Genomic DNA, 18902 nt, shown 5'->3' on the forward strand with positions numbered 1-18902 from the left:
TCTCACCCATCAACTACCCATCAACTTGATCTAGCGTGCTCGTGCCGCGGAATCTCGCGGGTAACCAGAAGATTCCACGGAGTCGTCATGGGTTCCGATCAACTTGCCGTCAACATAGCCGGAGTCCGGAGCAGCCCAGAACGGGACGTATCGCATCATCTTCGGCGCCGCCGACTTGTCGTACGGAGCGATCAGGCCGCGACTCACGGTGTCTCGAAGCAATCGCGAAGCGACCGCCTTGTTGCGCTCCTCGATCCCGAACCGCTCGCGTATGGAGCTGTTATTCGTTACGCGGCGAGAAACCTGGTTCAGACAGGCATGCAGGTAGACGGCCGCAGCCCGCTCGTCTATCGACATTTCCCCGAAAGACCGCTGCGCGAGAAGCGTCACACGCATCGTCTCGTCGGTCGTCGTCACCTCGGGTGCCGGGAGATGGTGGATCTCCACCTGGGATGCGACCTTGTCCCAGCCGGAACCGCGCTCTTCGCAGATGCCCATCCGGCGCAGCAGACTCGCCAGTGCCTCGTTCCTGGAACGCGGTGGAGCATCCACCAACCGCTCCTTATCAATCAGGGGCTGACCCGGGTTTGAGATCTCTACTCTGTCGTCGAAGATCTCGACCATCGGCCCGGCTCCGGTGACGCCGAAGTCCTGATGAACGAGCGCATTCGCCACCAACTCGCGCACAACCAGCGGCGGATAGACGGCGTTCGTCGTGCGTAGTGCAGCACCGATCTCCTCGCTCGTCGGGAGCAACCCGTTCACGTAATCGATCAGTCCCTCAAACCCCGATGCATAGCCCCGCCCGCCTATCTGCTCCTTCACTGTCTCAAGCCGGTTCGATCCGCGGTAGCGGATGACTCGAAAGGCCTTTCGGGACAACGACGGGAACTCTGACAGCCGCCGGGCGAAAAGCGCTCCACCGAGATTCGTGATGCTCCATGAGCCCAGGTCGTGCGAGATCAGGTCATCGGAGATCAGCGCATCCAGGATGCCTCGCCGATTCTCGGGAAGCGGCAAGTCGAGGAGCTGAAAGTAGGACGGGTAGTCGAGGAGCGACAGCACCTGTTCCTCTGTCAGCCGCTCTCGCGCTGCACTCGCAGCCCAGCTCCGCTGGTCGAAAGAACGCCAGAGCCTGCGCGCGCGATCTGAGTTGCGTGATAGCTCGCGTGTTGATGGCCCCACGCGCACGTACTCAACCCCATTGAACTTGACAGGCTCGGAGATCGCGGGCTCGATGGTGAGCACGACGACGTGGGTTTTGCTGATTGTCAATTGCTCGAACTGGAGATGAACCTGCGGGTGGATCTGCCGCGCGAGCCACGTCTCGAGGGGCTCGTTGCCCTTCTTCGCTTTTGCAGGGCTGAACGTCGTTCCCACGATCCGATGGGTATCGTCCTGGACACCCCAAATGAGGAACCCGAAGTCTTCTCCTGCGATCCGCGCGGAGTTCGCGAGAGCTGATACAGCCTTCCCGATCATCTCGGGATCGGTGTTGTCGACCTTGAACTCGAGCCATTCCGTCTCGGCCGGGAGCGTCGCCAGCTCAGGGACGAGGTGGAGCAGCTGCTCACGCGTGTGCATCATGCTGGCACCCCCAAGTCGATCTTCCCCGTCACCGCAGCCGAGATCAGCGCGGCACGGCGCTCGCGAGCGAGCCGAACGCCCTCCTCCGCGGTCCCGACCGCCCGATCGATTGCCGAGGTCGCACGTCTGATGTGGCTCACGATCGCCTCCTGCTCCTCGATCGGCGGCATGGCGACAACAATCCGTTCGAGTTTCTCGGCAGTCAGGTGCTGGATCGTGGACACGTTCGTGATCATGTTGAGCACGCCAGCTTCGCGGATCACATCGATCTGATATCCGAGGAATCGAGTGAGGTCGCCGCGGATCGCTCGAACCCGATTGACCGTCTTTTGGAATCCCCAGCCATGCATGTCCTCCTCAACGGGAGCGTTCACCCCAATCGAGCCGCCCTCCACGACCACGAGGTCACCCTTCCGCAAGCTGAACTTCGCCTTCTCCGACGGCGTGAACGGCATGGAGTTCACATCCGAGAGGTCCAATCGCTCAGCCTTGATGTTCGACGCTCGGACATAGGGCAATACGTCGCCAACGGTGCCCGCGAACTTCGCCTCGTCGAGCATCTTGCCGAGGGTCACCTCGAACCATCGCGACAACCGCGAGACCCGCCAATGGGAGGGCACATCGCCTAGCCACGTCACGCCGCTGTCTCGGAGCTCGGCCGACGCATCAAGCCCGCGGAGGACGGCTCGGGCGATCACAGCACCACGGCGTTCGGTGAGGAGGGTGATGAGTTCCTCGTTCTTCGCGATGAACACGTCGATCTGCGACGTCTCCCGATCCAGATAGTCCGCAATCGCCCGCTGAGCAGCAAGAGGCGGTTGTGGCACGACGAACGAACGAACCTGTTCCGCGTTCAAGTTGTCTTGGGTGTTGCTCCGAAAGTGGAATGGCAGCGTCGGCTTGAGAGCGGTCACCACCCAGTACAGATACCGAGTATCGGCTTGGTGCTCCCGCGCCTCGAGACCAACGATGGCCTGATTCCACACTGCCGAGTCACGTAGGAATGCGACTGCACCGACGCTCGCGTACATCGCAAACAGCACCGTCTCGCGCTGGTTCGGCTTAAGCCGTGACGCCGACAATCCCTCTGAAGTCAGGAATCGCCCCCCGTGGTCAGCCCCCGCTTCGACATCAGCCATGTCGGCGATCGAAAGCCAACGTGTCCCCGCCGACGCGTGCCAGTAATCCTCGTCGGTAGAGGCCGGTGTTCCACCGGCTCGCAAGCTAGCCAGCCGGCCGATCGTCGACAACTTCCACGTAGTTGGAAGAGCGCCGATCCAATCGCTTGCACTCACCGCTCGACCTCGACGAGCATTGCGCGGAGCTGGTCCATGACGGCGTCGAGGTCGCGATCAATCTCCTCGAGGGCGCGGGGCGGGACGTACTGATAGAAGTGGCGGGTGAAGGGGATCTCCGCGCCTTCCTTGGTCTTGGAATAGTCGACCCACGCGTCGGGCGCGTACGGGAGGACTTCGCGGGTGACGTAGGCGTCGACATCCTCGTCCCAGGGCACGTTTTCGGTGTCGCGGAGCGAGGCATCCGGCTCGGGCTTCCTCTTCCCGTCGGTGCACGTGTCGGCGGTGTCGTCCTGCTCACCGAGCTCGATGGTCACGGTCTTGAGCAACGGTGCGGGCAGGGGGAGGCCCTCGGCTTTCGCGGCATCCTTCAGCACCTTCTGGAACTCGGCACGGTTTCTCCACACCGTTTCGGTGCCGAGCCGGTCAAGGGCCGCTCGCAGGGCTGCGGCATCCGTGTCGTTCAGCTTCTGGATGGCCTTTGCTTCGAAGACGGTGTCGATGCGTTCGGGGGTGGCGTGCCAGTTGAGTTTGAGGGGGCGTTCGACGGTGATGGTGCGGTAGAGGAAGTCTTCGTTGCGGAAGATCTTCGAGTGCTCGCCGTCCTTGAACCCTGCGTACAGGCCGACAATGGTCTCGATGTTGGTCGGGGAGAGTTCGTTGCGCTTGGAGCCGAGGCCCTTGCGGAGCTTGGTGAACATCTCGCGGCCGTCGATGAGCTGCACCCGGCCCTTGCGGTTGTCGTCCTTGCGGTTAGTGAGGACCCAGACATAGGTGGAGATCCCGGTGTTGTAGAACATGTCTTTCGGCAGCCCGATGATCGCCTCGACGAGGTCATTGTCGAGCAGCCACTTGCGGATGTTCGACTCCCCACCGCCGGCGCCGCCGGAGAACAGCGGCGACCCGTTGAGGACGATCGCCATGCGGGAGCCACCGTCTTCGGGCTTGCGCATCTTCGACACCAGGTGCAGCAGGAACAGCATCGCGCCGTCGCTGACAGCGGGGGTGCCGGGGCCGAACCGGCCGTTGAAGCCGAGCTTGGCGTGTTCGTCGTCTACGTAGGTGCGCTGGTCTTTCCAGTCGACCCCGAACGGGGGGTTGGACAATCCGTAGTCGAAGTTCTTGTCGTCGAAGGCGTCTTCGGTGAGGGTATCGCCGAGCGCGATGTTGTCTACGTCCTGACCCTTGATGACCATGTCGGCCTTGCAGATCGCGTACGACGCGTCGTTGTAGTCCTGCCCGTACAAGCTCAGCTGGATGCCCGGGTTCAGGGTGCGGAGGTATTCGTCGGCGACGGAGAGCATGCCGCCCGTGCCCGCGGTGGGGTCGTAGATGGACCGCACCACACCCGACTTTGAGAGGGCGTCGTCGTCGAGCGCGAACAGCAGCTCGACCATGAGCTTGATGACCTCGCGCGGGGTGTAGTGGTCGCCGGCGGTCTCGTTCGACTTCTCGTTCGCGAACCGGATCAGCTCTTCGAACACCAGGCCCATCTGGATGTTGCTGACCGTGCGGGGGTGGAAGTCGGCCTGCGCGAACTTCTCCGTCACCGCGAACAGCTTGTTCTTCTCGGCCAGCTTGTTCAGCGTCTTGTCGAACTCGAACCGCTCGAAGATGTCCCGCACGTTCGGGGAGAACCCTGCCAGGTATGAGGAGAGGTTCGCTCGGAGGTCGGCCGGGTCGGCGACGAGCTTGGCGAAGTCGAACGGCGACGTGTTGTAGAACTGGTGGCCCGATGCGTCCTGGAGCTTGATCGCCTGCAGCATCTCGGGGAGCGTCTCGATGCCCTTCGCGGCCTCAAGCACGGCGGGCTTGGTGTCGGCGAGGACCGCGTCGAGGCGGCGGAGCACCGTGAACGGGAGAACGACCGACCCGTACTCGGAGGGCTTGAACGGGCCGCGAAGGGACTCGGCGATGTTCCAGATGAAGGCGACGTGATTCACCACAGGTGGGCACTCCTGCTGTAGAGCTAGCGAACAAGCGGCAGCGATGCCGCGAACCCTCCCATCCTGGCCCATGCCCCGGACGGTCGAGGGTCGTCGGGGCCGGGATGGCCGGGTTCGCGACCACTCAACGTGACATTCATCGAAGAATGCCATACCGATTAGGCCATGTTGAGGTGGCCTAATCGCCAGCCTTGGGAGGTGTCCAACAGCAAGCGCCCCACATTGACGTGGGAGTCGTACGCGCGGGACATCGGCAACAACATCCAGAGACGTCGCGTCGAACGCGGCTACAGCCAGGAGCGCGTCGCGTACGAGGCTCGGCTCAGCAGGTACACCTACCAGAAGCTCGAGAAGGGTGAGTCTCGTCCCGGCGACCCCGCCAACCCTCGTCTACAGACGCTGTTGGCGATCGCGCAGGTGCTCGAGATCGAACTCACGGACCTGCTCCCCGCAACGGCGCCTGATCTCGCGGCACGCTGACCGGCATGCGTGATTGGCATGGCCTAATCCGTATGGCATCGTCGGATCATGGACGAGCAGGATCCTCGCGAGATTGAGGCGTTCTCGTTGGCCGCTGGCGACCCGTTCCTCGAGGTGCTGATCGGGACGATCGAGGAACCGAACGGCAGCGAGACCGCCCGGCGCGCCGGTGAGGCTGCGCGCCAGTGGTGGGACCTCCACGGCACAGGCCCGACCCGCTCCGAGCTCATGAACCAGGTCTTCCCGGACCTCGACTGGGGCGCAGTCATCGAAGACCCTCGACGCTCGCTCGCGCATCGCCGCGAGCAAGGCGCGCTGGTTGAGGCCTGGTTCCTGAGTTACTGGTCACGTCTCGGCGCGATCTCCTACGTCCCCGGGCACGGGGACGTCATCGCACCAGGTCTCGCCTAAGCTTCACCGTCACCCCAGAGCTCGGGGTGCCCATTCCGCGCCTCGAGCAACTTGCGCCTGAGGCGCCGTCCGAGCACCGAATTGCACGTATCAAGCCACGCAGGATCAAGATTCTTCAGGAGTGTGCCCTGTCGCGCCGCTCGGCCATCCAGCAGGCCCGGTTCGCCGAGATCGCGGTAGAGGCGACGCCAGTTCTGGATGGTCCGCAAGTGCTTGCCGAGTTCCTCGGCCTTGGAACGCTCGCGTTGCCCAATCGTGGTCGCCCCGACGTCGTACTGTGGCCGCGGCTCGTCGGGTCGAGCGATCTCGGAAGACCCTGACCGGTAGCCTGTCTCGAGCTCCCGGATGTGCTCTGCGAGACGATGAGCTTCCGCGCGTGCAGCCGGCGTGGCGGTGGTCCACTGAACCCCGAACAAGACGTTCTCGTCTGTGGCCCTGTCGTCGCTGCTGTCGCGCGGAAGCTGCGCGAGACCACCTTGCTCCGCGGATTTGAGGAGATCGATGAGTCGAACCCGCCTCGCGCGCGAACGGGAATCAACGAGAACTACGGCGCCGCCCTGAATCTCGACGATCTGACACCGGTCGCCGTCGTAAACGAGCTCAAGTCCGATCGCGAGCTCAGGCATCCCGAGTCGCCTCAAGGATGCTTGTCGACTGGAGGGGTACAGAGAGGTCGGCCCTCAAGTGCCGCGTCCACAGCAGGTGCAGGACGATGGCCCGAGCTTCCTCGCGATCGCCGCAGATCGACGTCACAGAAGCAACAGCCTGGCCGAAAGAAAGCGAACCGCTCACGCGCTCATGAGCGCGGTGAACGTGATCCTGGTCGAACTGTATGCTCCGCCGGTAGCCAGCAAGAAATCGCAGGTTCTGCAGATACGTGTCATCAGGCTCGGACTCGACGCGGTACTCCCACCCGCGCGACTTCAACGCCCGACGGGTCCAGGCGAATTGAGCCTGAACCTTCGGCTTTGCGAGCTTGCTGGCGGGCTTCACGTCAACGACACAAAGCCGGCCATCGTCGTACCTGAGGAGGTAGTCCGGGACGTGGTACAGCCGCCGCGTGCCCGCGCCCTCGGACAGCTCGAAGGGCTGCGAGAGCTGAAAGCAGACGTGCGGGTCGAAGTCAGCGCCGAGGGCCGACCAGAGCTCGAGCCGCGATTCATATCCAACGTGCGCCCGCATGGTCGATGACCAGTAGAGCCCGGGGTAGTGCTTCTGGCCCTTCCAGTACCTGAATTCTCGAAACTGGATGGCTCGTTGCAGCCACCGCCACGTCACGTTCTGAAGTGGAGCGTCCTCGAACTGCTCGGACCCGGTCCGAATCTGGAGTCGAAATCCTGTATCACTCACCCCGCCAACCTAGTCAAATTCCGGATTCCGTGTCCAATGTTCCTGAATGATGAATGTGACATTCACTGGTGTCCGGTCGGCTGTGGAAAACTCGACCTATGGTGAGCACTGTGCCTGACGATCGTGAGTTGTCGAAGGCTCTCTACGGCAGCTCGCACATGCACGCCGTCGTTGTCGCCATCGATAGCACCGACACCGATGAGTTCTCGGCGCCCGAGATCGCCTCGATCACTGGCCTCGCGGGGAGCAGTATCCACGTGCTGATCTCACGCTTGATTCGCATCGGCGTGATTGAGCGAGCGGGCGGTCTGCCCGGCGAGCGGACGCTTCTGTACCGCAAGACCAAGCCCGACGTGCTGCGGATGCTTGCACACATCGGCGACCCGATCCGCTAGTTGGGGGAGCCGTCTCTCAGGCGGCGGCAGACCGGAGCAGACGCGTTCGGATGCGAGTGACCGTTCAGGGCCTACCCGACTTAGTCAACGAAGAGGGGGAGGTCATCAAGGAACCGAAACTGATCGACTTCCGTGAACCGTAGAGCGCGTCCAGGCGTGCGATTGAGCACGCCGGTTGCTGACACCATCTTCCGCTCCGTGTTTGCCTCGCCCGCGACGTGGTAATCGTCATCATTGAGCTCAATCGTGACGTTGCGCGCCTTGTCGTTATCGAGAATTCTCAGCGTGACTCGTCCGACTTGGTCGTCTTCACCGCGATCGAGTCGCTTGACATATCCCGTGACAGTCTGGCGGCCGACAACCGGTTCTCCCTTCAGGAAGTTCTCGACTTCGCGGATAACTGCGACCGCGCCGTCTTCGAGCCGGACCGCGCGCGGTGCATGAGCAACGGGCAGCCTCTCGGCCCAACTGAAGGAAACGTCGAGGCTAGCGATGCTCTCGGTCTCAAGCGTGTTGGCGACGGCTTCGCAGAGCTCGGAGGATACGCCCGCACCGACGGCCTCAGTGATCCTGCTACGGCTGGGTGCGCTGACACCGTGCGTGAGGTCGCGTAGCGTGCCGAGCCCTTCTGCAAGACGAAGCATCGCACTACGCGCAAACGGTTGATACGACACCTCATCGAACAGGACAGCGTCGTCCTCATCCTCAGGCGAGAGGATCGGAAGGCGGCTGATCACTGGTACGACGTAACTGCCTCGACGAGTCTGCCCCATGCGAACCTTGCGGGCGTGATCTCGCGCAGCGTCAGGGACGCTGTGCCCAAAGTAGCTGCGTGGCTGTAGGACGGAGTTGGCGGATGCCTGCATCCAACGACGGACTGAGTCGATGAACGTGGCGGCGTCTCCTAGGGGAAGGGAATCATCGATCTGGCCGGCAGCTCGGAACTCGGCCACGTCCGAGCCGGACTTTGAAATGGCAAGCAGGATGCCAGCCTCGTCTGTGTCCAATGCCTTCGACAGGAGACCAAGCATCTCCGACCACCGAAGTCCGAAGTCCGGCGATGACTCAAGCATCGGCACGACCACCTGAGCTTCTTCGCCCTGCCAGCGTTGAGCGATGTCGCCAAGTTGTGCGACGCGACGCCACCCGTGAGCTCTCAGCCACTGCCCGACATCTGCCGGTGCGACGGACTCGGATGCGTACTCCTGCGACTCCATCACGCCGCCCACCTTGCTGCCTGGGCATCCATGAGCATCCGCATGGCGTCCGCGGTCAGGAGGTTGCTCATTGGGACTTTGAGGCGAACGGTCGCCGTGTTCGTTGTCGTTGGCATGCCCATCAGCGGCAAGTAGTAGGCGGACCGAGTGAGTGCGGTGCCGTTGTGGTCCATGACGTGCCAACGTGACGTATCCGACCCCACCACGACGAGAGCAAGGACTCCGTACCCGGAGCGCTGCTGCGAACGAAGGAGGTTGTAGGTTCGAACATCAAGATCGTGGATGAGGTGGCCATCTTGGACCTCAGGTTTGCTCGTCGCCTTGAGTTGAAAGTCCAGTGTGTGCACGTCGCTGTGCACCGTCATATCGACGCCGCGCGCGTCGTCAGCGACGATCTCATAGGTGTAATTGGCAGACGCTGCGGCTGCGATGATCCAGGCACGACTGAACCGCTCCTTCTGCTTCGACGCGCCATCTGCCATGATGCCCGAATCATATCGGCACGTCACAAAGCGGACGGGTTCGAATGGGTATTGGCTCTCGGAGTGTACGTCCGCGCACCGACACGGGGGCGAACCTCTCCTAAACCTGTTGAGTGACCCTTTCCCACGACTGGGTCAGAACCTCATCGACTAGCGACTTCGTGCGATCCAACTCCTGCCCACGACTCTCGACGAGGTCGCGGACGCTGATGGTCTGGACAGCAACCTGCGCAGCGGCGATCTCGGCGAACGCCTCGTACTGCGAACGACCAAGGTCGCCTAGATTCCGCCAGTCGCCGTGACCAGAGGCCCCGACGACATCCCATCGATCAAGTGCGTGTCCAGCGTGAACGGCGATGTAGTTCAGCGTCTTCGTAGCGGTCGGAAGGACTTCGAGGAGCGCATCGAGACCGGGCTGGGTGTCCGCGATCTGTTCCTCGACCTTGAGGAGCTCCTCATCAAGAATCTGCCGCTGCTTCCTCGTGCGCTTCGCTCCGGAGGCCGTCAGCGCGGCGACTAGAGCACCCGCGACGACGCCTCCCGCGACTGCGAGCCAGCTTGTGGACCGCGCGCCGCGCAAGGAAGACGCGACGTTTAGCGCCGTGCCGAGACCACTCATAGCCGACGTCATGCTGGCGCTAGCGGCGGCGGCTCCCGCTGCCACAGTAGATAGCGCGACTGCCTCCGCGAAACTGTCGAAGCTCGTACCAGCGGCCGATCCGATCCTTGAGGACCTTGCCAGCGCCTCCTTCACCCCGTAAGTCGTGAGGCGAAGTTGATAGGAAGCTTCGGCTCTTGCGTTGCAATCTCCGCCGCGTCCATCCTCAGCGTGTGGCGCCTCCTCGACCTCGATCCCCTCAATCCGCGCGGCCATCGCACGAAATGGAGAGAGGAAGCTTGAATCCGCGGCAGCTCCGGCCTCGGTATAGGCACGGTACGCCGTTGCAAGGCTCTTCCGGCGTTCATTCACCTCTTGGATAACGGCGATTCGATGGTCGAAGCTCTCGATCCCATTCTGTGATTGCTCGCGCGCGGACGCAGCGCGTGCGGTTGCGAGGTCTAAGAGATCGCGGCTCGTCAAGCCGAGGGCTGTAGCGATTCCTTCAAGCCTGTCCGCACTCGGCTCCAGGAGCCCATTCTCTATTCGGGATACGGTGACGCCCGCCCCTCCTTGGTATCCCGCCGCAACACCGAGGGCGCCCTGGGTGAGTCCCTGTTCGCGCCTCAGATCACGGACGACTTGCCCGAATGCAGAATCTGACACTGTCATGATACGAGCATAGCGTGAATCAGAGGAATTAGCGGTTGCGTCTCTAAATTTAGCGCGCTATGTTGGACCAACCAAACTATCGGAAAGGGAATCCGCAATGTCGATCGCTCTCTCAGCTCCACGACCGTTCGCGGGGATCGCTCCGTTGCATGCGGTAATCGGACTCGCGCTTCCGCTTGTTCCCGCCGTCATCCGACTCGTCAAAGACGCTCGCGCCGCGAAGGCATCCGCCGCCATGGCTCCGCTCGCGGAGGGAACGCGCTGGTTTGAACCAGGGCAGTGCGGTGTGACCTACGAGGACGTTCTCGTTCCGTACCTCACCAAGGAGGCAACAATCACAATCGTCGACTCGCACATCAAGACCTTCCGTCAGATCCGCAACCTCCGTGAGCTGATCCTCGCGGTTGCTTCTGACCCCGACGGAGGTCCTCACGACGCGCACATCGTCACCGCCCGCGCTGCCGGAATCGATTGGGAGTATGGCCTGGCCAAGGCGCTCATCGCGCTTCAGGAAGAGCTCGTCGAGCACGGCATCAAGCTTTGCGTTTCGTTCGATGAGTCCAACCACGATCGGTCGATCGAGACCCCCAAGTGGCGGGTGCTCCTCGGGAAAGGACTCGACTTCTGGGATGCGAAGAGTTGCCACGGCACCCCTCAGGAACTGCGATCAATCGCCAAGCGCTTCGCGATCACGTACTACCTCACCGACAAGTAGCCCCCGACCGCGTTCGAACGAAGAGCGACATCTGAGAGATCGGAGATCCATGTCAACGACCGGAAAGGTCGCGGTCGCGCTCACGTGCGCGGGCGTGGGACTAGGGGCGGTCGCCGTGGCCGAGTCTGCCGCTGCACGGGAGGCCGTTGGGCAGTTCGTCGCACGCATAGGAGCCCGCGAAATTCTGCTCCGCGCCGCGAAGGACCTGGTGGATCGAACCGTCTCAGCGCTCTTCGACGGGGCCGTTGCGGCTTAGGTCGCCACTGTTCGTTCAGCGCAGGATGTGGGATCCTGGCCAGTTGCTCGAGCGAAGGGACATGGCCATGAACGACAACGTAGCGGATCTCGTAGAGTTCTTGCTCGCCCGGATCGAGGAGGACGAACGCATCGCCGATCACGTTGCATCCGTCTCGCCGACTACTGACACCAAGTTCTGCTTATGGGCGACCCAGTTCGCCTTCGACGCAGAGCGGATGATCGTCGCAGCGGACTATCAACGAGTGATCGCTGAGTGCGCCGCGAAGCGCAACATCGTCAACGAATTTCTCGTCGCGTCAGACCCAGCGTCGACGGCCCTGGAACTTGTCTTGCGGCTACTCGCCTCCGCCCATCAGGACCACGCCGACTACCGCGACGTCTGGCGCGGATAGCAGCTCCCCTGGCCGGCAGTCGACGTCCGGTCAATCCAGCTGCACTTTGCGTATTCGCAAAGTGCCCCGGCCGATATCGCGGTTTGCGCAAGGATCGTCGGGATCCGACACTACCCGAAGTCCCCCGGCGCCATGTCGGTGAAGCGCGAGAAGTGGCCCTGGAACGCGACGGTGATCGTGTCGGTCGGGCCGTTACGGTGCTTGGCGACGATGAGGTCGGCCTCGCCGGCGCGCGGCGAGTCCTTCTCGTAGGCGGCCTCGCGGTGCAGCAGCACCACCATGTCGGCGTCCTGCTCGATCGAGCCCGACTCACGCAGGTCGGACAGCGCGGGCTTCTTGTCGGCGCGCTGCTCGGCGCCACGGTTCAGCTGCGACAGCGCGATGACCGGCACGCCGAGTTCCTTCGCGAGCAGCTTCAGCGCACGCGAGAACTCCGAGACCTCCTGCTGACGCGACTCGACGCGCTTGCCCGAGGTCATCAGCTGGAGGTAGTCGATGACGACCAGCTTGAGGCCTGCCCGCTGCTTGAGCCGCCGGCACTTCGCGCGGATCTCGACGAGCGTCATGTTGGGGCTGTCGTCGATGTACAGCGGCGCGTCGTTGATGCGGCCGCGCGTGGCGGCGACCGTCGTCCAGTCGCGCGAGTCGAGTGTGCCCTTGCGCATGGACTGCAGCGGGATCGCGCCCTCGGCGCTCAGGAGGCGCATCGCGATCTCGCTGCGGCCCATCTCGAGCGAGAAGAAGATCGTCGGCATGTTCGCCTTGATCGCGGCTGAGCGGGCGAAGTCGAGCGCGAGCGTCGACTTACCCATCGCGGGTCGCGCCGCGATGATGATCATCTGGCCCGGGTGCAGACCGTTGGTCAGCGAGTCGAGACCCGAGAAGCCGGTCGGGATGCCGGTCATCTGGCCGTCACGACCGCGTGCGGCCTCGATCTCTTCCACCGCGGCATCCACCGCGATCGTGAGCGGCACGTAGTCCTCGGCCTGCTCGGCGCCGGTGACCGAGTAGATCTCGGCCTGGGCGTTGTTGACGAGGTCGAGGGCCTCGCCCTGACCCGAGTAGCCCATCTGCACGATGCGGGTGCCGGCGTCGACGAGCCGTCGCAGCAGGGCGCGCTCGGAGACGATCGAGGCGTAGTAGCCGGCGTTCGCCGCCGTCGGCACGATCGACGTGAGCGTGTGCAGGTAATCGGCACCGCCCGCGCGCTGCAGCTCGCCCGTCTTGATGAGCTCGTCGGTCACGGCGACGACGTCGGTCGGCTCGCCGTGCGAGTAGAGGGTGAGGATCGCCTCGAAGATCAGCTCGTGCTTCGGCACGTAGAAGTCGGTGCCGCGGAGCGTCTCGATCACGTCGGCGACGGCATCCTTCGACAGCAGCATTCCGCCGAGAGCGCTCTGCTCGGCGAGGAGATCGTGCGGGGGAGTGCGCTCGAAGTCGCGGGGACCCCCCATGCGCTCTTCGGAGATGTCGGCTATCGACATAGGGTGCGCGTCCTCCTTACCGTTCGTTCACATCGTGCAGCTCACCGGGCGGCGATGGGGACGGCTCGCCGTGCACCCCGAAGTGCACGACGGATAGCGGGATGCCCCCGCACCCTGTCCCCCGTAGTCCGTGCGTCCTGCGAACCCGATCGCAGTCTCGCCGTCGTGCTCAGCACTCAGGCGCGCGCTCCCGAGTGGGCCGCACCCCACGCTATGGACGGGGTCCGACACTCGCAACATGCCCTGTGGATAAGTGTGTGGAGAGGTTGCGAGAAACGCCGTCACACCTGTGAACAACCTCTGTGGAGAACTGAGCCGTTTTCTGGGGGATATATTGCGCGAAGCGCGTCCGATCAGGCCTTTCTGTTTTCACAGCCTGTGGAGGACGATGTGGTTGAAGTCAGGGTTGAAGGTTTCGCCCCGGCCGGCGCCCTGTGCACAATTCCGCGGCCTCGGCCCGCGCGAAGGACCCGCCGGCATCCGCCGTCCGTCTTCTGTTCGAGGGGTCTGGACACGACGCCGAGCCTCGGGGTAGCCTCTCAAGTCCAGGCACCCTCACGCACGATCCGTCCGGAACGTGCGGCTCTTTCGTCGTGGGAGGTGAACGTGGAGATCGCAACCTCGCAGCTGCCGAGGATCGTGCGGCTGGCCCTCATCGGGATCGGAACCGCGTTCGCCTGGATCGTCGTCTCGCTGGTCTTGGGCCTCGGCCTCGGACAGGCGCACGCCGACGAGACCGACGACGAAGGGCTTCTCGGGGGTGCTCTCGGCGCGGTGACCTCGCTGGTCGACACGACCGCGACCGCCGTCACCGACACCGTATCGACCGTCACGACGGGGGTCACCGAGACCGTCAACACGGTCGTCTCCGTGGCGCCCGCTCCCGTGCAGCAGCCGGTGAGCGAGGTCGTGCAGACCGTCGGCACGGTCGTGACCACGGTGACTCAGCCGGTGTCGGACGTCGTCTCGGGCGGTGTCGTGAGCGGCATCACGCAGCCGGTCGTCGACCTCATCGCAGAGGTTCCGGTCGTCGGCGGCATCGTCTCGGGCACCGGCCTCGACGACGCCGTGACCGACCTGGGCGGCACCGTCGACGACACGCTCGGCGCGGTCGTCGGCGCGGTGGACGACACCGGCGCCACGGTCGGCCAGCCGCCCGCGAACGGCTCGGTCGGCGGCCCGCTGCTGCCCCCGCTTCCCACCCTTCCCGGACTCTCGACCGGCACCGACGCCGACGTCGAGTCCCCATCGCTTTCCGCCGAACCGCCGGCCGCAGCGACGTCGACCGAGACGGTGACGGATGCCGCGACCGCCGCATCCTCGGCGGCCGGCGCGCTCCGCACCGCGTGGGGTGCGGCATCCGCTTCCGACAGCGCCGTGATCACCGCGGCCGTCGTCTCTTCCGCCGCGCCTGCCGCCGGCGGCACCTCCGGCTCTGCGGGAGGGCTCTGCCTTCCCGCCGCTGCCTCCTCGGGACCCGGTGGTGCGGGTCCCGGCGCCTGGGCGCTCGCTGCCCTCCTCCCGCTCGCCGCACACCGTGCCTGGGTGCGTCGTGCCGGACCGGAGGACGAGCACGCGCCGCCGGCGCCTGTCGGCTCCACCGACGTCTCCCCCGACTGATCGGCTCTCGGCTGCCGTGCCCATCCGGGCTTCGGCGGCACAGCATCAGCGCGCCCTCACGCGCTGAGCAGTGCCTCTTCGCGCGCTGCGAACCGATCTATCCACAAAGGGGAACATCATGCGTACTTTCTGCAAGCGCGCCCTGTGGGGCACGCTTCTGGCCGGCGGCATCACGCTGCTCGGCGCGACGGTCGCCACAGCGGCCGAGACGAACGGTGACGACGGACTGCTCTCGGGCACCCAGGCGATCATCGACGTCAACCTCCCGGTCACGGTCAGTGGCACCTCGCTGTCGGTGCTGGGCGACTCGTCCAGCAGCGGCGCGACGACCGCGGCTCCCGCACCCGCCCCGGCACCCGCCGAGGCCTCGACCAGCGGCGCCGACGGCGTCGGGTCGGGCACGCAGGCGCTCGTCTCGGTGAACGTGCCGATCACGGTCGCCGGCAACGCCGTCTCCGTCATCGGCGACAGCGCGTCGACGGATGCCGCCACCGCCGCCACCGCACCCGCCCCGGCCGGCGCACCCGCGTCGGCGGAGACGTCCGGCGAGGACGGCCTGCTGTCGGGCACCCAGGGGATCGTCTCGATCTCGGCACCGGTGACGGTGTCGGGCAACGCGATCTCGGTCGTGGGTGACGGAGCCACGGCGCCCGCCGCCGGCACCGCCGGAACCCCCGGCACCGACGGCTGGACCAGCGGCGAGGACTCGATCCTCGGCGGCACCCAGGTGCTCGCACCCGTCACCGCCCCGGTCACCGTCGTCGGCAACGCGATCTCGGTGATCGGTGACAGCTCGAGCGACGGCGCCACCACGGCGCCGTCGACCGGCTCGAGCGGCAACGGCGTCGTCGGCAGCACCGACGGCACCGACTCGCTCCTGGGCGGCACCCAGGTGCTCGCGCCCGTCACGGCGCCGATCACCGCCGTCGGCAACGCGGTCTCCGTGATCGGCGACAGCGAGACGACGGATGCCGCCACCACGGCGCCGTCCGCCGGCACGGCCGGAACCTCGGGCACCGACGGCTGGACCGACGGCACCGACTCGCTCCTCGGCGGCACCCAGGTGCTGGCACCCATCACGGCACCGATCACCGCGGTCGGCAACGCGATCTCGGTCGTCGGAGACAGCACGAGCGACGGCGCCACCGCGGCACCGTCGAACGGCTCGAGTGGACCCGGCGTCGTCGGCACCACCGACGGCACCGACTCGCTCCTCGGCGGCACCCAGGTGCTCGCTCCGGTCACGGTGCCGATCGCGGTCGTGGGCAACGCGATCTCGGGCGTCGGCGACAGCGAGTCGTCGGGTGCGGTCGCCACTCCGGGTTCCGGCTCGGGCGGCGGCGCGACGGGTACGACCGACGGCACCGATTCGATCCTCGGCGGCACGCAGATCCTCGCTCCGATCTCGCTGCCGATCACGATCGGCGGCAACGGGATCTCGGTGATCGGCGACAGCACCGTCGACACCGTCGTCCCGACGGTCCCCACCGACCCGACGGACCCGACGGACCCGACGGACCCGACGGACCCGACCGATCCGACGGACCCGACGGACCCGACGGACCCGACGGACCCGACCGACCCGACCGAGCCCGGTACGCCCGGCACGCCGGGTGACGACGGGACCGATGGCACCGACGGAACCACCGGTTCGGCCGCAGTCACCGGTTCGGCCGCGGTCACTGGTTCGGCGGCCTCGGCCGGTTCGGCCTCTCAGCTCGCCATGACGGGACGGACGGGCGCGATGCCCTTCCTGCTGCTCGGGATCTCGCTGTTCGCAGCGGGAGCCGTCGCGCGCGCGTCGCGGCGACGCTCCGCGTGAGTCGACGGGGCAAGTCGACGTTCCCCAGACGCCCCTCGCCCCGACCCGCGTGAGCAGGCGGGAGGGCCGTCCCCAACGGCCCTCCCGCTTCTAGACCACCCCCGACCGCGATCGTCCCGGCCGTGCCTGGAGCGGGCGTCGCGGTCGGGGGTGCCAGACCCATCTCCGACCCCGGTCGTTCGGCAATGCCTGGACCGGATGCCGTGGTCGGGGATGGCAGCCAGGCGGATGCCGCGACCCGGGGGGCTCGCGGCATCCGTCTCGGCATGTCCGAACGTCTCACCGCACGTCGCCGGTCGCGAGGCGCTCGACTCGCCGGGCGGGTGTGACGGATGTCACAGACAGATCGTGACGCCCGTGTGAGGGCCAGCCGAGGCGGCGGCACGACGCTGGAGGCATGGAATCGACACAGCTCCTCGGCCGGCCGGCTGACCCGGCATCCGCCCTTCCCTTCGCCGTCGACGCGACCGCACTGCGCAAGTCGTTCGGCTCGGTCCGGGCCGTAGAGCACGTGACCCTGCAGGTGAGTCCCGGCGAGGTGGTCGCCTTCCTGGGGCCGAACGGCGCCGGGAAGACCACGACGATCGACATGCTGCTGGGTCTGGCGCAGCCCGACTCGGGCACCGTGCGGATCTACGGCGAGTCGCCCCGTGCCGCGATCGCGCACGGCCTCGTGTCGGCGGTCCTGCAGACGGGAGGGCTCCTCCCCGACATCTCAGTGCGCGAGACGCTCGACCTGACGGCCGGCCTGTTCGCAGACACGCGACCCGTCGCCGAGGTGCTCGAGCGCGCGGGGATCGCCGAGATCGCCGACCGGCGCGTCGGGCTGTGCTCGGGAGGGCAGCAGCAGCGCCTGCGCTTCGCAATGGCGCTTCTGTCCGACCCGGGCCTGCTGATCCTCGACGAACCGACCACCGGGATGGACGTCGCCGGGCGACGATCCTTCTGGAACGCCATCCGGGCGGACGCCGCCCGCGGCCGCACGGTGCTGTTCGCCACGCACCACCTCGACGAGGCCGACGAGTACGCCGATCGGATCATCCTCATGAACCGCGGTCGCATCGTCGCCGACGGGTCGACCGCCGACATCAAAGGCCTCGCATCCGGCCGTGCGGTGAGCGCGACCCTGCCGGGGGCGGATCCCGTCGCACTGGTCACGCTCCCCGGAGTGGACAGCGTCGAAGCGCTCGGCGACCGCTACACCATCCACACCAGGGACTCGGATGCCGTCGCGCGGCATCTGCTGACCCGCACCGAGGCGCGCGACGTCGAGATCGCCGCCCAAACCCTCGAGAGCGTGTTCCTCGCTCTCACCTCCGAAGGAACGGCATCATGACCACGACCAGCACGACGATCAGCGACCGCGTGTCGCTCGAGCGGAGGGTGCCGCCGAGGGGCGGCTTCACCCTGACCTATCTGTGGATCGAACTCAAGCGCAAGCTCCGCAGCCGCCGCCTCCTGCTGTTCACCGTGGCCTTCCCGGTCGCCATGTTCGTCATCATCGGGCTCCCGCTGCGGGAACAGCAGCTCACCGCCACCCCTCTCTCGCAGGGGGGTCCGTCGGTCGCCGCCTACGTCATGGTGTCGATGGCGATGTACGGCGCCATGATGTCGTCCACGCAGACCGGCACGGCCATCGGCACCGAGAGAGCATACGGATGGAGCCGGCAGCTGCGGCTCACTCCGCTGAACCCCCTTGTGAACGTCGTGGTCAAGACGCTCGCCGGCATGGTGCTGGGCCTGCTCGCCGTCACCGCCACCTACCTGGTGGGGGCCGCCAGCGGCGTCCACCTGACGTGGGCGCAGTGGATCGCCACCGGTGCGGCGAGCTGGCTGCTCGCGAGCGCCGTGTTCACGACGCTCGGCCTCGCCGTCGGCTACCTCATGCCGGGCGATGGGGCGGCGCAGGTCACGAGCCTGGCGATCGCCCTGTTGTCGTTCCTCGGCGGGCTCTTCACCCCGCTCAGCGCGATGCCCGAGCTCCTCCAGGTGATCGCGCGGTTCACGCCGGTGTACGGCATCAGTCAGATCGCCCGTGCGCCGCTCACCGGCGCGGACGTCGACATCCTGTGGTTCGTCAACGCCGTGGCCTGGCTCGGCATCTTCGTCGCCTGCGCAGCCTGGGCCTTCCGCCGCGACACCAAGCGCGTATGAGCACCGCCTCCGTTCACCGGGCCG

General features: G+C 65.7%; 18 protein-coding genes. 9 read left to right on the forward strand and 9 right to left on the reverse strand.

The window, feature by feature from the left end; genetic code table 11:
• Nucleotides 1-30: 30 nt before the first annotated feature.
• The 3 genes from IM770_RS08865 to IM770_RS08875 are packed head-to-tail and all read right to left on the reverse strand — an operon-like array spanning nucleotide 31 to nucleotide 4825.
• The gene (locus IM770_RS08865) at nucleotides 31-1587 is read right to left on the reverse strand and encodes an ATP-binding protein (RefSeq protein WP_203580778.1); all 1557 of its coding nucleotides are present in this window, start codon (nucleotides 1585-1587) and stop codon (nucleotides 31-33) included.
• On the reverse strand, nucleotides 1584-2882 hold the full coding sequence (locus IM770_RS08870; protein ID WP_203580779.1) for a restriction endonuclease subunit S: 1299 nt from the start codon (nucleotides 2880-2882) through the stop codon (nucleotides 1584-1586). Before IM770_RS08870 ends, IM770_RS08865 begins: the two co-directional genes overlap by 4 nt.
• A complete protein-coding gene (locus IM770_RS08875; protein ID WP_307785414.1) occupies nucleotides 2879-4825 on the reverse strand; it encodes a type I restriction-modification system subunit M in 1947 nt (648 codons plus the stop codon). Before IM770_RS08875 ends, IM770_RS08870 begins: the two co-directional genes overlap by 4 nt.
• 201 nt (nucleotides 4826-5026) lie before the next feature.
• Here IM770_RS08875 and IM770_RS08880 point away from each other — a divergent pair, with 201 nt between their 5' ends.
• Nucleotides 5027-5308 carry a helix-turn-helix transcriptional regulator gene (locus IM770_RS08880; protein ID WP_307785415.1) on the forward strand — a complete coding sequence of 94 codons (282 nt, stop codon included), beginning with the start codon at nucleotides 5027-5029 and terminating at the stop codon, nucleotides 5306-5308.
• Between the two features lie 48 nt (nucleotides 5309-5356).
• Nucleotides 5357-5719, forward strand: coding sequence for a hypothetical protein (locus IM770_RS08885; RefSeq protein WP_203580782.1), 363 nt, complete (start codon nucleotides 5357-5359; stop codon nucleotides 5717-5719).
• Here the strand turns inward: IM770_RS08885 and IM770_RS08890 are convergent.
• On the reverse strand, nucleotides 5716-6345 hold the full coding sequence (locus tag IM770_RS08890) for a hypothetical protein (RefSeq protein ID WP_203580783.1): 630 nt from the start codon (nucleotides 6343-6345) through the stop codon (nucleotides 5716-5718). The two genes, IM770_RS08885 and IM770_RS08890, sit on opposite strands and share 4 nt — an antisense overlap.
• Entirely contained in the window at nucleotides 6338-7069 is a 732-nt protein-coding gene (locus tag IM770_RS08895) for a TnsA-like heteromeric transposase endonuclease subunit (RefSeq protein ID WP_203580784.1), read from the reverse strand. The genes IM770_RS08890 and IM770_RS08895 overlap by 8 nt, the downstream gene beginning before the upstream one ends.
• Before the next feature lie 98 nt (nucleotides 7070-7167).
• Between IM770_RS08895 and IM770_RS08900 the strand changes: the two genes are divergently transcribed.
• Nucleotides 7168-7464: a hypothetical protein gene (locus IM770_RS08900; protein WP_203580785.1), complete on the forward strand. Its 297-nt coding sequence runs from the start codon at nucleotides 7168-7170 to the stop codon at nucleotides 7462-7464.
• A gap of 80 nt (nucleotides 7465-7544) precedes the next feature.
• Here IM770_RS08900 and IM770_RS08905 read toward each other — a convergent pair whose 3' ends face one another.
• The 3 genes from IM770_RS08905 to IM770_RS08915 all read right to left on the reverse strand — a co-directional run bounded on the left by IM770_RS08905 (nucleotide 7545) and on the right by IM770_RS08915 (nucleotide 10433).
• On the reverse strand, nucleotides 7545-8684 hold the full coding sequence (locus IM770_RS08905; RefSeq protein WP_203580786.1) for a hypothetical protein: 1140 nt from the start codon (nucleotides 8682-8684) through the stop codon (nucleotides 7545-7547).
• Nucleotides 8681-9163, reverse strand: coding sequence for a DUF4365 domain-containing protein (locus IM770_RS08910; RefSeq protein ID WP_203580787.1), 483 nt, complete (start codon nucleotides 9161-9163; stop codon nucleotides 8681-8683). The genes IM770_RS08905 and IM770_RS08910 overlap by 4 nt, the downstream gene beginning before the upstream one ends.
• A gap of 100 nt (nucleotides 9164-9263) precedes the next feature.
• Nucleotides 9264-10433, reverse strand: coding sequence for a helix-turn-helix domain-containing protein (locus IM770_RS08915; protein ID WP_203580788.1), 1170 nt, complete (start codon nucleotides 10431-10433; stop codon nucleotides 9264-9266).
• A 97-nt stretch (nucleotides 10434-10530) separates the two neighbouring features.
• Here IM770_RS08915 and IM770_RS08920 point away from each other — a divergent pair, with 97 nt between their 5' ends.
• Complete coding sequence (locus tag IM770_RS08920; RefSeq protein WP_203580789.1) at nucleotides 10531-11148, forward strand: MIT C-terminal domain-containing protein; 618 nt, start codon at nucleotides 10531-10533, stop codon at nucleotides 11146-11148.
• 323 nt (nucleotides 11149-11471) lie between these two features.
• Nucleotides 11472-11798 carry a DUF6221 family protein gene (locus IM770_RS08925; RefSeq protein ID WP_203580790.1) on the forward strand — a complete coding sequence of 109 codons (327 nt, stop codon included), beginning with the start codon at nucleotides 11472-11474 and terminating at the stop codon, nucleotides 11796-11798.
• A gap of 110 nt (nucleotides 11799-11908) precedes the next feature.
• Here IM770_RS08925 and dnaB read toward each other — a convergent pair whose 3' ends face one another.
• Nucleotides 11909-13282, reverse strand: a complete 1374-nt coding sequence (gene dnaB / locus IM770_RS08930; protein ID WP_116195182.1) for a replicative DNA helicase — start codon at nucleotides 13280-13282, stop codon at nucleotides 11909-11911.
• Between the two features lie 606 nt (nucleotides 13283-13888).
• Between dnaB and IM770_RS08935 the strand changes: the two genes are divergently transcribed.
• The 4 genes from IM770_RS08935 to IM770_RS08950 all read left to right on the forward strand — a co-directional run bounded on the left by IM770_RS08935 (nucleotide 13889) and on the right by IM770_RS08950 (nucleotide 18878).
• Nucleotides 13889-14902, forward strand: coding sequence for a hypothetical protein (locus tag IM770_RS08935; protein ID WP_307785416.1), 1014 nt, complete (start codon nucleotides 13889-13891; stop codon nucleotides 14900-14902).
• Nucleotides 14903-15020: 118 nt separating this feature from the next.
• Nucleotides 15021-16724, forward strand: coding sequence for a chaplin family protein (locus IM770_RS08940; protein WP_239065975.1), 1704 nt, complete (start codon nucleotides 15021-15023; stop codon nucleotides 16722-16724).
• Between the two features lie 397 nt (nucleotides 16725-17121).
• Nucleotides 17122-18060 carry an ABC transporter ATP-binding protein gene (locus tag IM770_RS08945; protein ID WP_203580791.1) on the forward strand — a complete coding sequence of 313 codons (939 nt, stop codon included), beginning with the start codon at nucleotides 17122-17124 and terminating at the stop codon, nucleotides 18058-18060.
• Nucleotides 18057-18878 (forward strand): ABC transporter permease, encoded by an 822-nt coding sequence (locus tag IM770_RS08950; protein ID WP_203580792.1) that lies wholly within the window; start codon nucleotides 18057-18059, stop codon nucleotides 18876-18878. Before IM770_RS08945 ends, IM770_RS08950 begins: the two co-directional genes overlap by 4 nt.
• Nucleotides 18879-18902 lie beyond the last annotated feature (24 nt).

This window comes from Microbacterium hibisci (genome assembly GCF_015278255.1).
In the GTDB taxonomy this organism is placed as follows: Bacteria; Actinomycetota; Actinomycetes; order Actinomycetales; family Microbacteriaceae; genus Microbacterium; species Microbacterium hibisci.